Source organism: Streptomyces sp. YIM 121038, assembly GCF_006088715.1.
GTDB lineage: Bacteria > Actinomycetota > Actinomycetes > Streptomycetales > Streptomycetaceae > Streptomyces.
This window is the reverse complement of record NZ_CP030771.1, coordinates 8,268,291-8,281,226: the sequence shown is the minus strand read 5'-3', so window position 1 is coordinate 8,281,226 and position 12,936 is coordinate 8,268,291. Positions and strand designations below refer to the sequence as shown.

General features: G+C 75.8%; 8 protein-coding genes. 1 reads left to right on the top strand and 7 read right to left on the bottom strand.

What is annotated here, in order from left to right; all coding sequences use genetic code 11:
• The first annotated feature begins 246 nt into the window (after positions 1-246).
• Positions 247-1,269, top strand: a complete 1,023-nt coding sequence (locus tag C9F11_RS34675) for a LacI family DNA-binding transcriptional regulator (RefSeq protein WP_138963182.1) — start codon at positions 247-249, stop codon at positions 1,267-1,269.
• A 13-nt stretch (positions 1,270-1,282) separates the two neighbouring features.
• Here the strand turns inward: C9F11_RS34675 and C9F11_RS34670 are convergent, their stop codons facing one another.
• From C9F11_RS34670 to C9F11_RS34645, 7 genes are all read right to left on the bottom strand, one after another.
• Positions 1,283-1,966, bottom strand: coding sequence for a hypothetical protein (locus C9F11_RS34670; RefSeq protein ID WP_138963180.1), 684 nt, complete (start codon positions 1,964-1,966; stop codon positions 1,283-1,285).
• On the bottom strand, positions 1,960-6,768 hold the full coding sequence (locus tag C9F11_RS34665; protein WP_138963178.1) for a CHAT domain-containing protein: 4,809 nt from the start codon (positions 6,766-6,768) through the stop codon (positions 1,960-1,962). The genes C9F11_RS34670 and C9F11_RS34665 overlap by 7 nt, the downstream gene beginning before the upstream one ends.
• A 77-nt stretch (positions 6,769-6,845) precedes the next feature.
• Entirely contained in the window at positions 6,846-8,195 is a 1,350-nt protein-coding gene (locus C9F11_RS34660) for an MFS transporter (protein ID WP_249402001.1), read from the bottom strand.
• Positions 8,192-8,998, bottom strand: a complete 807-nt coding sequence (locus C9F11_RS34655; RefSeq protein WP_138963176.1) for a winged helix-turn-helix domain-containing protein — start codon at positions 8,996-8,998, stop codon at positions 8,192-8,194. The genes C9F11_RS34660 and C9F11_RS34655 overlap by 4 nt, the downstream gene beginning before the upstream one ends.
• A gap of 210 nt (positions 8,999-9,208) precedes the next feature.
• The gene (locus tag C9F11_RS47625) at positions 9,209-9,382 is read right to left on the bottom strand and encodes a hypothetical protein (protein WP_171075922.1); all 174 of its coding nucleotides are present in this window, start codon (positions 9,380-9,382) and stop codon (positions 9,209-9,211) included.
• 373 nt (positions 9,383-9,755) lie between these two features.
• Positions 9,756-11,264: an SDR family NAD(P)-dependent oxidoreductase gene (locus tag C9F11_RS34650; protein WP_138963174.1), complete on the bottom strand. Its 1,509-nt coding sequence runs from the start codon at positions 11,262-11,264 to the stop codon at positions 9,756-9,758.
• A 75-nt stretch (positions 11,265-11,339) separates the two neighbouring features.
• Positions 11,340-12,839 carry a wax ester/triacylglycerol synthase family O-acyltransferase gene (locus tag C9F11_RS34645; RefSeq protein ID WP_138963172.1) on the bottom strand — a complete coding sequence of 500 codons (1,500 nt, stop codon included), beginning with the start codon at positions 12,837-12,839 and terminating at the stop codon, positions 11,340-11,342.
• Between the last annotated feature and the right edge of the window lie 97 nt (positions 12,840-12,936).

Genomic DNA, 12,936 nt, shown 5'->3' with positions numbered 1-12,936 from the left:
CCCTGCATGGAGTTCCGGTGAAAAGTCAATGGATTGGTGCTGATTCGTCTCCTCCGAGGCCGTCGATTCCCACTAACTCGCAGGTCAGAGCCGTTGGTTGAAAGCCTTGTCACCAACAGCTAATGCGCTTTAGGGTGTGCTAGCTCAAGCGCATTAGTACCTGCGCGGCCGGAGCGCATCGGGCGCTCCGCACGCGGAAAGGGGCAACGGGTGCAAGGCAAGCGGTCACCGGCACGCCGGCCGACCATGAAGGACATCGCCCGGCGCGCAGGCGTCTCCGAGAGCGCCGTCTCCTTCGCGCTCAACGACAGACCCGGGGTCTCCGAGGTGACCCGCGACCGGGTGCGCAGGGTCGCCGAACAGCTGGGCTGGCGGCCCAGCACGGCGGCGCGCGCCCTGTCCGGCGAGGGCGCGGCCACGGTCGGCCTGGTGGTGGCCAGGCCCGCCGCCACGCTCGGCGTCGACTCGTTCTTCCTGCAGCTGATCTCGGGCATCCAGGAGGTCCTGGCCGAGCGCCAGCTGGGGCTGCTCTTCCAGGTGGTGGAGGACGTCGAGGCGGAGTGCGCGGCGTACCGGCGGTGGTGGGCCGAGCACCGCGTCGACGGCGTCCTCGTCGTGGACCCGCGCACCGACGACCCGCGGCCCGGGCTCCTGGAGGAGCTCGGGCTGCCCGCGGTGGTCACCGGCGGCGTGCCCGACCCCGAACGGCCGCCGCGCGCCGGGCTCTCGACCGTGTGGGCCGACGACGCGGGCGCGATGGCGGCCGTCGTCGGCCATCTGCACGCGCTCGGGCACCGCCGCATCGTGCACATCGCCGGGCTCCCCGGCCTCGCGCACACCGAGCGCCGCGTGCGCACGCTGCGTGCCGAGGCCGAGCGCCGGGGCCTGCGCGGGGTGCGGTCGGTCACCACCGACTACTCGGACGCGGAGGGCGCCGCCGTGACCCGCCGGGTGCTGCGCGCGGCGAGCCCGCCGACGGCGCTCGTCTACGACAACGACGTGATGGCCGTCGCCGGGGTGGCGGCCGCGGCGTCCCTCGGCTTCGCCGTGCCCGCCGACGTGTCGGTGGTGGCCTGGGAGGACTCGGCCCTGTGCCGCATGGTGCACCCGTGGCTGACCGCCCTGTCCCGGGACACGGTGTCGTTCGGGCGGACGGCCGCGCGCGAACTCCTCGGCCTGCTCGACGACGGCCCCGCGGAGACGGTGCAGGTGCCGCTGCCCACGCTGATCGAGCGGGAGAGCACGGGGGCGGTGCGCGCGGCACGGTGAGCCGCCCGCGCGGTCACGCGAGGCGGCAGCGCGCCTCGACGCCGCCCAGCTTGCCCGTGAGCCGCAGCATCCGGCCGAGCCCCTTGGGGACGACGCGGGCGCGCAGGGTCACCGCGGCCTGGACGGGGGTGTTCGCCGGGGCCGAGACGAGCAGCCGCAGTTCCTCGTTGACGTGCAGGAAGGCGCGGTCGGACGTCCTGAAGTCCCAGTAGGCGGTGGTGAATCCGACGCCGGAGGACGTGATCCGCGGGCAGTACACCGTCGTGCGCCGGGTGACCTGCGGGGACAGCTGCGCGCCGAGCGCGGAGGCGGCCACGCTGAAGCTGAGGCCCGCGCCCAGCGTCGTCTCCAGCTCGACGGGGCTCTCGCCGTCCACGAGCGTGGGCGACATGTCCGCCACGACCGCGCCGGGCGACGGGGACAGGTCGATGACCAGGCGCGACCAGCGCACATCGGTCTCCGGGTGCGTCTGGACCACACAGATCAGCGGGATGTCGTAGCCGGTGCGGCCCGGCTCCGTGCCGGGCACGCGCCGCACCGCGCCCCTGGCGAGCCCGATCCGGGTCTCGCGCCGCAGCAGGGTGACCGTGGTCTCGCCGACGGGAGCGGGGGCGCGGTCGAGCTCGTCCTCGTCGACGACCGGGGTGACGAGGCCGATCAGCTCGTACCCCGCGGGCAGGCCGGTGGCGGTCAGCATGAGGTGCTCCCTCGGTTCGCGGTACGGGGCTCGGGGCGCGGGGCGCGCCAGTCGCCGAGCAGACAGAAGGCCGCCCAGCTCTCCAGGCGGCCGCCGCCCGGGCGGTCGCGGGCGGCGAGCAGGGCGGTGCGCAGGGCGGCGCCGGGTGCCTCGCCCGCGGCGGTCAGGTCGTGGAAGTCGCCCATCAGGGCGGCCGTGGTGGCGTCCGGCACCCGCCACAGGCTCATCACCAGGGACCGCACGCCCGCGTAGAGCAGGGACCAGCTCAGGCCGAGGGTCTCGTCGGTGCGGCTGGTGCGGCCGAGGCCGGTCTCGCAGGCGGACAGGACGGCGAGCCGGACGCCGTGCCAGTCCTGCCGCAGGATGTCACGGGCCGTCAGGACGCCGTCGGCGAGGACGAGTCCCGAGGACAGCGGGTCCGCGGCGTCGAAGGAGGCGTGGCAGGCGGCGTGGAACACCTCCGCGCCGGGCAGGCCGCGCAGCACCCGCTCCCGGGTCGCCCCCGCGCCGAGCAGCGGGGCGCAGCCGAGGCGCGCGCCCAGGGCCAGCGCCTCGTCGCGCGCGTGCGGCAGGTCGCCACCGGGGTCGCCGAGGACGACGGCGCCGCCGCCCGCGACGGGGGCGCGGTGGGTGAGCGTGCGCAGGAGCGACACGGTCGGCAGATACGCGACGGCGTTGCGGTCGATCAGCGCCCCGGAGCCGTCGGGGCTCAGCGCGTGGAAGGGTACGTGGTGCAGGGCCCCGGTGGGACAGATGACGACGGTGTCCTCGGGGCGGGTGAGCGCGGCCAGCGGCGCCACCAGCGGATCGAGGACGCGGTGGAAGAGCCCGGGCATGTCCTCGGCCATCTCGCGGACGCGCCCCGCGGTGCCCAGGTTGTCCCCGACGAAGCGCAGCACCGCCGCGCCGTCGGCGTCGACCGGGGTCACGCGCACCGGGCCCGCCGCGCCGTCGCCGCCCAGGGTGAACAGGGCGATCTCACCGGTGTCGAGCAGCGCGTAGGAGGCCACCACCGTGCGCTGTCCGGCGAGTTCGCGGGAGACCGCGCCGGGGTCCATGACGGTGGCGCGGCGGACCCCGACGTACTCCTCGGCGGGCGGGCCGTACCCGGCGAGCCGCCGCCACAGGGCGTCGAGGCGCGCGGTGACGTCGTAGTGGCGCTTCCAGTCCACGGCGGGCGCCGCCGCGACGGCCGCGCGCTCGGCGATGAGGGCGGCCTCGTCGGCAAGAAGCGCGGGCGGTACGCCGTCGGGCGCACGGAGCTGGGCGGCGCTCATGGCGTCGAGCAGGGAGCGGGCGCGCAGCCGCTCGGACGCGGTGAAGGCCGCCGCGACGTGGTCGCCGGGACCCTGCCGCGGGCGGCCCGGGGGCTCCGGGCGGGCAGAGCGGTCCGTGGACGGTTCCGCATCGCGCCGGGCCTCGCTCTCCGCCCGCTGGAGGCGGTAGCGGGTCAGCAGTTCGTACGCCTCGGCCCGGCCGTCCTGGAGGTGGCCGCGCCGCTCGGGGTTCGGCTCGGCCGCGCGCACCAGGTCGGCCAGTTCCACGCCGAGTTCGAGGACGTCCGTGGCCGTGTACTGCTCGCCGTACTCCCAGGCGGCGTGGGCCATGGGCAGGATCGCGGGCCAGGCGCGCTCGGCGGACAGGACGCGGTGGCCGCGCGTCGCGGTGGGCTCGCCCCGGGGTGCCCAGAACAGCGGGTCGCCCCGCCGCCCCGGCACGCCCGACAGGTGCAGCACCTGTTCGTAGGCGAGCACGGCGTGCCCGAGGTCGGGCCAGCGGCGCAGCACGGCGGCGGTGGCGAGCCAGTCCTGGGCGAGCCGGTCGGCGTTGCCGGAGTTGCGCTCCCGGGCCTCGGCGAGGTGGTGCAGGGCCATGCGCGGGAAGCCCTGTTCGCCGAGGACGACGCCCAGGTAGTGGTGGACGGTGGCGAGCGCGACCGGCACCGGGGAGCGCAGCGCCTCCCGCTCGGCGAGCGGCAGGGCCTCGTGGAACCAGCTCAGGGCGCGCTCCCGCTCCCCCAGCTCGTGCCAGGCCACGGCGAGTTCGACGAGCGACACGATCCGCTCGTGGTCACTGTCCGGGACGTCGGCGGTGATCTCGTCGAGCCTCGCCTGGTACTCCTCCGCCGCGGCCGCGTCGCCGCAGCGGCGCGCCACGCGCGCGAGGTCGCGGTACAGCTCGCTCCAGTGGTCGAGGCTGCTGAGCTGTCCGTAGTCGAGCCACGGGTCGCGGCCCGTGCGCTCCCGCTCGTGCTCGTCGGTCACCAGCCACCGCTCGGTCTGGCGCAGCAGGTCGTACGCCTCGCTGTAGCGCCCCATGTCGTCGAGGACGCCCGCGGCCTGCTTCAAGGCGTCCGCGAGGAGCCGCGCGCGGCCCGGCTCCTCGGGGTCGCCGGTGGGCCACTGCCGGTCGAGGTGCTCGGCGATCTGTACGCCGCGCCGGGCCAGCAGCAGGGAGCGCTCGAAGTCGCCCGCCTTGGCGGCCCACTGGAACACCGTCATCCGCAGGGTGTCGAGGGCGTCCGCCCAGTGGTCCGCCCCTTCGGCGCGCAGCCAGGCCTCGAAGCGGTCGTCGTCGCCGGCCGCGGCGAGCAGCTCGCCGAGCACGGGCTCGCGGTCCCGCACGGCGGCTTCGAGCTCGGCGGGCAGCGTGGCCTTGATGCCGGTGCCGGCGGCGGGACCGGAGACGGGGAGGCCGATGGGGCCGCCGTAGGGGGCGCCGAAGCGCGCGGGCGCGTGGGGTTCGGCGGCCCGGGGCGGCGCCTGCGAGGGGTCGGTCTCCCGGGCTTCGGGCTCCGCGGCTTGGGCGGTCGAGGGGGCGGCCGTCGGGGGTTGCGCCGCGGCTTCGCCGGTGGCCGGTGCCGGGGCGGGCACCTCGGTCCGGGGCGGCAGCGCTTCGAGGGCCTGGCGGGCCCCGCCGTAGCCGGGGTCGAGGGCCAGCGCGCGTTCGTAGCAGCGCCGGGCCTCCTCCGTGCCGTCGAGCGCGTCGCGGAAGGTGTCGCCGAGGAAGCGCCAGGCCATCGGCGTCTCCTCGACGGCGAGCGACTCCTGGAAGTAGACCCGGGCGAGCCCCATCTCGCGGCGTACGAAGTGCACGTCGCCGAGCATCAGCAGGGCGAGCGAGCTCTCCGGGTCGGCGTCCAGGGCGCGTTGGTAGTACGTCGCGGCGTCGGCGTACTCGCCGCGGTGGAAGTGGTGCTCGCCCTGGCCGATGAGCTCGGACGCCTCGCGCTGGGCGCGGGTCACGAGCGGGACGCCGAGCAGCTTCGCCACTTTGGCCGCGAGGCCCGGCTCGTCCTCGCCGAGACGCTTCAGCTGGTCCGGGCCGTCGGGGCTGCCCGCGATCATCGCCGCCCAGAACTGGGCGGCGACCTCGCCCGGCGGCACGTCGGCGCTGTTGCGGTCGATCAGCAGTTTGCCGTCCTGGAACACCGCGTGCACGGGCGGCCGCGCGGCGGGTGCGGGGGCGTTGCCCGTCGTGGGCAGGACGTCGGTGATGCGGCGGCCGCCGGTGATGCGGGCCAGCTCCTCGTCCCACTGTGCCGCCTCCGGGCGCAGCCGGGTGGCGAGGAGCAGCACGATCAGCTCGACGAACGGCTCGTCGTCGGGCACCGGCGGGTCCGAGATCCGCGAGCGCAGCAGGGCGACGGCCTCGTCCAGGCGGTCGGATCCGGCGTAGGCGTTGGCGAGTGATCTGACCGCCTGGAGGTCCGCCGGATCGTCGTCCACGAGGGCCGTCAGGACACGGATCTCGCGGGCCGTCGCGCCCTGGGCGCGCAGATGGTGGGCCAGTGTCCAGCGGAACCGCGGGGGTTCCGGGCAGTCCGCGAGCGCCCGGTCGCCGAGCGCCGCCCACTCCAGGAGCGCCTCGTCGCCTTCCCCGCTCCGGCCTGGACCCGCATCCCCACCGCCGTCACCGCCCCCTCCCCCGCCCCCGTCACCGTCACCGTCGTCATCGCCGTGCCCGTCGCCGCCCGCGGACTCGGCCGCGGCCGACCTGCGGACGAACTCGCCCGTCCAGGCGATCCACAGCTCGACCTCCGCGCCGGGGCCCCACTGCTCCAGCCAGCGCTTCAGGGCGGCTTCCCGGCTTCCCTCCGCGTGGTCGCCGCCCCCGGCGACCGTCGCCACCACGTCGTACGCCGCGCAGCGCACCGTCAACGCCCTGCGGAGCCCGGTGAGTTCGCGGCCGCACATCTCCTCCAGCGGGCCGAGCACGTCCCGTGCGGGTGCCGGGACGTCGGCGAGGGAGGCCCGGTCGGTCTCCTCGTCGGTGAGGGCGGCCCCGGCCGTGCCGAGCGCGAAGGCGACGCCGTCGACCCGGGCGGCGGCCGGGTGCGCGGCGAGCGAGAAGTGGCGGTGTGCCTCGGCCCGGTGCCCGACCGCGTCGGCGGCGATGCCGCGCACCAGGTGGGTCTGCGCGGCCAGCATCTGCGCGACGCGCCGGACGTCGTTGCGACGGGGGTCCTGGCCGACCGAGAGCGCGGCGACGACCCCTTCGAGTACGTCGGCCAGGAGCCCGGCGTCCTCGCGCACCCGCCGGGGGTCCTCGCAGGTCGCCCCGTACGCGAAGAGGTCCGCGAGCAGGCTCGTCGTCGCGTCGGCCGAGCGTCGCGCGACCTCGTCCCGGCGGGCCGCGAGCGGGAGCGCCGCGAGGGCGCGCAGCCGCTCCTCGGCCGCCGCCCGGTCGCCGGTCACCGGCCCCGGCTCCGCCCCGCCCGCCCCCGGCACCTCCGGCGGCCGCGGGCCGAACCGGTCGCGCATCGACCCGGCCCACGTCACCAGCATGGTCAGCCCCAGCACCGCGTCCCCCTCACGCCGTCCGTCACCTCACCCCCCAGGAAACGCGGTGCGCGGCGTCACGGTTCCACGGCGTCACGTCAACGTTTCGCCGCGGACTCGGAGTTGACCAGCGGGAACCGATCGGCGGGCGCGCCGGGACCGGCCGCCGGTTCCGTGCGGCGCGCCCACAGCGCGGCGCCCGCGAGCAGGATGACGGCGCCGAGGAGCCAGCGCGCGGGCCCGGCCGGCAGGAAACCGGCGATCAACCCGGTGAGGGCACCGACCAGTTGCAGCGCGAGGGACTGGACGGAGAGGGCGGTGGCCCGGCCCTCGCTCGGCACGCGGCGGTGCAGCAGCTCGTTCTGACTGGGGTTCGCCGCGCCGAGGCCCAGGTACACGAGCGCGTATCCGCCCACCGCGAGCAGCACCGGGACCGGTCCGGTGGCGGTCGCCGTGACCGCGAGCAGCAGCAGACCGCCCCCGGCCGCGCCCAGGCACAGGAGGACGGCGCGTTCCCCGCCACCGGCGAGGCGGGCGACGGGCGGGGCGAGCTGGCTGCCGAGGGCCGAGCACAGATATCCGGCGCAGGCGAGGCCCGCGAACACCACCGCGCCCGACTCCGCCGCGCCGGTCAGGTCCGCGGCGCGGCCCGGGGTGAGCAGTTCGACGGTGACCAGGGCGCTGCCCGCCGCGCCCGCGCTGAGCACGACCCGGCGCACCAGGGCGTCGCTGCCGCCCAGGCGCATCCCGGCGGCGATGGTGCCGGGGACGCCGCGCAGCACACCGCGCAGGGTGGCGCGGGGGCGGGGCGGCTCGGGCAGCGCGGTCAGGACGTACACGATGAAGGCGACGGCGACGGCCACGCCGAGCAGCGCCGGTACGGACAGCGGCAGGACGAGCCCCGACGTGGCCCCGTCGAGGCGGGCGCCGAGGTCGGGGCCGAGCCCCAGCAGCCAGGGCAGCGAGCCGCCGACGAGGGTGCCGGCCGCCAGGGCGGCGGAGGACGCGGTGGCGCCGCGCGCCAGGCCGGTGCGCAGCTCGGCGTCGGGCCCCGCGCTCGCCTGCACGGTGTCGACGTACCAGGCCTCGGCGGGGCCGCTGGACAGGGCGCGGCCCGCTCCCTTGAAGGCCATGGCGAGGGCGAGCACCCAGGCGGTGGTGCCGAGCGCGTGCAGGGTGAGCGCCACCACGTCGAGCACGCCCGCGGCGGCGAGCACGGCCCTGCGGCCGAGGACGTCCGCGAGTCCGCCGGTGGGCAGTTCGAGCAGCGCGGCGGTCAGCGAGTGCGCGGCGACGCAGCCCGCGACCGCCGCGAGGGCGAGGCCCCGCTCGGTCATCAGCGGGACCATCGGGGCGATGGCGAGGCCCAGCGGCAGCCAGAAGAGGCCACAGGCGATCACGTATCTCCGCCGGGCGCCGCGGGGGTCGAGGGGCTGCCGGACCGTCACGACACGCCCCAGCTGACGTTCCGGTGCGTGCCGGAGCCGTCCCGCCCGCCGGGGTCGTCCGGCGCGTCGGCGCGGGGGGCGTCCGGCCCGTCGGCGCCGGGGTCGTCCGGCCCGTCGGCCCGGGGGCCGTCCGGTGCGTGCGTGCCGGAGCCGTCCGGTGCGTCGGGCGCGCCCGGGGCGGCGGCGCCGTCCTCCGTCGGGCCGGGTTCGCCGTCCGCGGCGGGTGCCGGCGTCGCCACCGGCAGGGTCGCGGCGAAGACCACGACCTGCTCCGCACCCGGGTCCGCGGCGTCCCGCGCGGTCAGTTCCGCGAGCTTGCCCTCGAAGGCCTGCCACAGCTCGGCCAGGGAGTCGGCGGTCAGGCGGGGCATGAGGTCGGTGATCCCGGCGTGTTCGCGCCACTCGGGCCCGAAGCGTCCGGCGTCCAGGTCCCGCTCGTGCCGGGCCAGGGACCGGGTCAGGTGGTCGATCTGGCGCCGGGCCATGCTGCTCCGGAAGGCGCGGCCCTCCGGCGAGGCGTCCATGTCCGCGTTGTTCCAGCTGGTGACGGCGTGGACCGACTGCCAGCGCCGCTCGCGCCCGTCGCGGTGCTCGGCCTCGGCCACGAATCCGTACTTCGCCAGGACCCGCAGGTGGTAGCTGGTGGAGGCGGACGACTCGCCGGTCTTGACGGCGAGCTCGCTCGCGGTGGCGGGGCCGTCCGCGCGGAGCAGGCCGAGCAGCCTGATGCGCAGGGGGTGGGTGAGGGCCTTGAGGGCGGCGGCGTCCTGCTCGGGGTCCAGGATCCGGTGTTCGTCAGCCATACAGGGAGGCTAGGCCGCCGCCCACACTTTCCAAAAGAGTTTTTGCAGAATTTCTTTGGGGAAATCTTGAGGGGTGCGGACACCGCGCGGACGCGGGGTGGGCCAGGAGGGCCAGGGAGGCGGGAAGGCCCGGAACGCACGGCGTCCGACGACACGCACCCCGCGCCATGGGGTGGGCGCGGGGTGCGTGTGACGTGCGAGCGGATACCGTCAGTCGATACCCGGCAGGATGTGCGGCTCGGCGAGGTCGTCCTCGTAACCGGCGAGACGGATCGGGGCCGCCATCGCCCAGGCCTCCAGGTTGCGGAGCTGCTTCGGGCGGCCCGCCCGCTCACCGCCGGTCTCGGCCTGCCGCTTCTCCTGCTTCGTCAGATCTGGTGTCACCGCGCACTCCTCTGTGTCGCGTAACGGACAAACGATGCCTCATTGCTTTCGCTGTCTTCGCGGTCGCGGTGGCGCCGGGTTCGGGCGGGATCGCGGCCGTGGTGGCGAGCCTGTCCCGGGACGGCAGCGAGGCGGTGGTGGATGCCTTCCAGCCGTCCGTTCGCACCAGATTAACCAAATGAGCGGCAGTCTGCTCGATAGCGCTAGACCTAAGGGGTGACTTCCGGACATCTCCCTGCGAGGAGACGCCCCGGCAGCCGAAGGAGGCGGCGCCGCCCTTGACTCGCGGGCGGGCGCGCGGTGCGTCACGCGGTGGACGCGCGGTACGGGGTGCGCGGTACGGGGTGCGTGACACGTGGCGCGTGGCGCGTGGTCACCACTTGCCGGGCGCGTAGTCCTTCAGGAAGACGCCGTACACGTCGTCGCCCGCCTCACCGCGCACGACCGGGTCGTAGACGCGGGCCGCGCCGTCGACCAGGTCGAGCGGGGCGTGGAAGCCCTCCTCGGCCAGGCGCAGCTTGTCGTAGTGGGGGCGCTCGTCGGTGATCCAGCCGGTGTCGACGGAGGTCATGAGGATGCCGTCGCTCTGGAACATCTCCTGGGCGCTGGTCCGCGTCACCATGTTCATGGCGGCCTTCGCGGCGTTGGTGTTGGGGTGACCCGCGCCCTTGTAGCCGCGGCCGAACACGCCCTCCATCGCGGAGACGTTGACGACGTACGCGCGCTTGCTCGGCGCCTTGCGCGCGGCCTCGGCCATCACCGCGCGCAGCTTGCTGATGAGGATGAACGGCGCCGTGTAGTTGCACAGCTGCGTCTCGAGGAGCTCCACGGGAGAGATCTGCTCGATGGACTGCACCCAGGTGTTGCTGTCCACGACGTCCGGCACCAGGCCGCCCGCGTCGATGGCGCTGCCGTCGCGGTGCCGCTCGACGCTGGCGTTGCCCGCGACCAGGGCGAGGTCGGCGACCTTCTGCGCGTCGAGCCCCGTGACCCCGACGGGCAGCGCGGCGAGGCCGTCCACCGCGCCGGAGTTGAAGGCGCCGATCACGTGGTGGGCGGGGAGCTCACCGGCGGGCAGCGGGGCGCTCTCGCCCTCGACGAGCGCGGCGTAGGCGGAGGGCAGCCGGCGCACGGTCTGGGTGGCGTTGTTGATCAGGATGTCCAGCGGGCCCCGCTCGGCGACCTGCTCGGCCAGGGCGACGGCCTGGGCCGGGTCGCGCAGGTCGATGCCGACGACCTCCAGGCGGTCGATCCAGTCCGCCGAGTCCTCCATGGCCTTGAACCGGCGGATGGCGTCCTTGGGGAACCGCGTGGTGATCGTGGTGTGGGCACCGTCACGCAGCAGCCGCAGCGCGATGTACATGCCGATCTTGGCGCGGCCGCCGGTGAGCAGCGCGCTCTTGCCCGTGAGGTCGGCACTGGCGTCGCGCTTGGCGCGGTTCAGGGCGGCGCACTCGGGACAGAGCTGGTGGTAGAAGTAGTCGACCTCGACGTACCGCGCCTTGCAGGTGTAGCAGGAGCGGGGGCGCTGGAGTATCCCCGCGATCTTGCCCGCCTCGGTGACCGACGACGGCAGGATGCCCTCGGTCTCGTCGTCGATGCGCTGTGCGGAGCCGGTGGCGGTGGCTTCCGTGACGGCCTTGTCGTGGGCGGTCTTCGCGGCCCGGCGCTCCTGGCGGCGGCGCTGCTTCACGGTGCGGTAGATCCCGGCCGTGGCACGGCGCACGGTGATCGCGTCGGGGTGGTCGACCTCCAGCTCGTCGAGCTCCTCGAGCACGCTGAGGCAGACGGCGAGACGCTCGGGGTCGATGCCCGGACCGTACGCGTCGGCCCCGGCGACGGCGCCGGTGCCTTCCTGCTGGCTCTCGTCTGTGACCGTCATCGCCGCTGTCGTTCCTCATCGCGCTCGTGCCGCGGCCCGTCTGGGATCGACCGCGGATGCTCCAAAAGCGGAACTTTACGTAGCGCGGGGGCCCGGTATCAAACTCGTTCGGTCGTCGCAGGCGGCCACGAGCCCGGCGAGCTCCGCGCGGACGCAGGCCGCGAGCCGCTCCAGGTCCGGCACGGCCGCCGCGTCGGCGACGAGGCCGTAGTGCACGTGACCCCGGTAGGTGGAGACCGCGACGGCCAGGGCCTGGCCGCGCGCGAGCGGGGCGAAGGGGTAGACCTCGGTGAGCGGGCAGCCGCCCAGGGCGAGGCCGAGGCTCGGCAGGGGCACGCTGGTGACCAGGACGTCGAAGAGCAGCCGGGCGGCGTGGGCGACGGCCGGGCCGCCGACGCGGTGCCCGAGCGGGGGCACGTGGTCGGCGAGCAGCGCGACGGCACCGGCCCCGCGCAGGGGCCCCGCGTCCTTGTTGCGGTCCATGGCGGCGCGCACGGCGGCCAGGCGCGCCAGCGGGGCGGGGTCGTCCACGGGCAGCCGGACCAGATAGCCGGAGAGGCGGTTGCCCTGGGGATGGGCGGTGCGCGGGCGCCGGCGCGACACGGGGACGAGGGCGCGCGGCGCGACGCCCGCGCTGCCGTCGCCGCGCTCGTCGAGCCAGCGCCGCAGGGCCCCGGCGACGACGGCGATCAGGACGTCGTTGACGGTGCCGCCCGCGGTCTTGCGTACGCGGTGTACGTCGTCGAGGTCGAGCAGGACGCCCTCGGTGCGGCGCGTGCCGGTGGGCCGGGAGGTGAGGGCGGCGCAGGAGCGCGTCCCCCAGGTCGCGCGGGCGACCGACGCGCCGATGCCGAGGGCTCGGCCGACGTCACCGGCGGCGGAGCGCAAGGACCCGGCGCCGGCCCGTAGGGTCCCGGCGGCCCGGCCCGGTACGGCGGCCGCGAGGCCCGGCGCCGCGGCGGCCAGGCAGGGCAGTGCGCGCGGATCGAGGGCGCGCCACCACGGCGGCCGCGGCGCGGGGCGCTCGGCGGGGGCGGCCGGGGGCTCGGCGGGGGGCCCGGCAGGCGCGGCCGGGGGCTGGGCACGGGCGGCCGGGGGCTCGGCGCGCGCGGCCGGGTCCATGACCGCGGCCGCGAGCGTGAGGGCCCGCAGTCCGTCCGCGAGCGCGTGGTGGAACTTGAAGAGCACGGCGAAGGCCCGGCCGTCCGCGCCGGGCAGCACATGCGCCTCCCACGGCGGCCGGTCCCGGTCGAGGGGCCGCTGGAGCAGCGCGCCCGCCGCCGCGTGGAAGTCCCGTACGGGCGCGGCGAGCCGCACGTGGTCCAGCGGGTCGAAGCCGGGCGCGGGGTGCCGCGCGGCGCCGCCGAGGGGCAGCAGCACCTGCCGGATGCGCAGGCGCAGGCCCGGTACGGCGGCGGCGCGCGCGGCGAGCAGCTCGGCGGCGTGCTCGGCGGCCGACGGCGAGTCGGCAGCGAAGACGCCCAGGGCCCCCAGGTGCATGGGGTGTTCGGCGGACTCGATGCTCCAGAAGGCGAGATCGAGGGGTGCGAGCAGGTCTGAACTCTCAGAGGTCATGGCTTGCTCTCGCGTCGATGACGGGGAGCAAGCAGCCAATCACCGTCCGACGATTACGGTCAAGTACGATCTAGCTACGTACAGTTAACACCACGTG

Coding starts and splice junctions, on each gene's coding strand:
- C9F11_RS34675 (WP_138963182.1), top strand. CDS start 247: ATGAAGGACATCGCCCGGCGCGCAGGCGTCTCCGAGAGCGCCGTCTCC.
- C9F11_RS34670 (WP_138963180.1), bottom strand. CDS start 1,966: ATGCTGACCGCCACCGGCCTGCCCGCGGGGTACGAGCTGATCGGCCTC.
- C9F11_RS34655 (WP_138963176.1), bottom strand. CDS start 8,998: ATGGCTGACGAACACCGGATCCTGGACCCCGAGCAGGACGCCGCCGCC.
- C9F11_RS34650 (WP_138963174.1), bottom strand. CDS start 11,264: ATGACGGTCACAGACGAGAGCCAGCAGGAAGGCACCGGCGCCGTCGCC.
- C9F11_RS34645 (WP_138963172.1), bottom strand. CDS start 12,839: ATGACCTCTGAGAGTTCAGACCTGCTCGCACCCCTCGATCTCGCCTTC.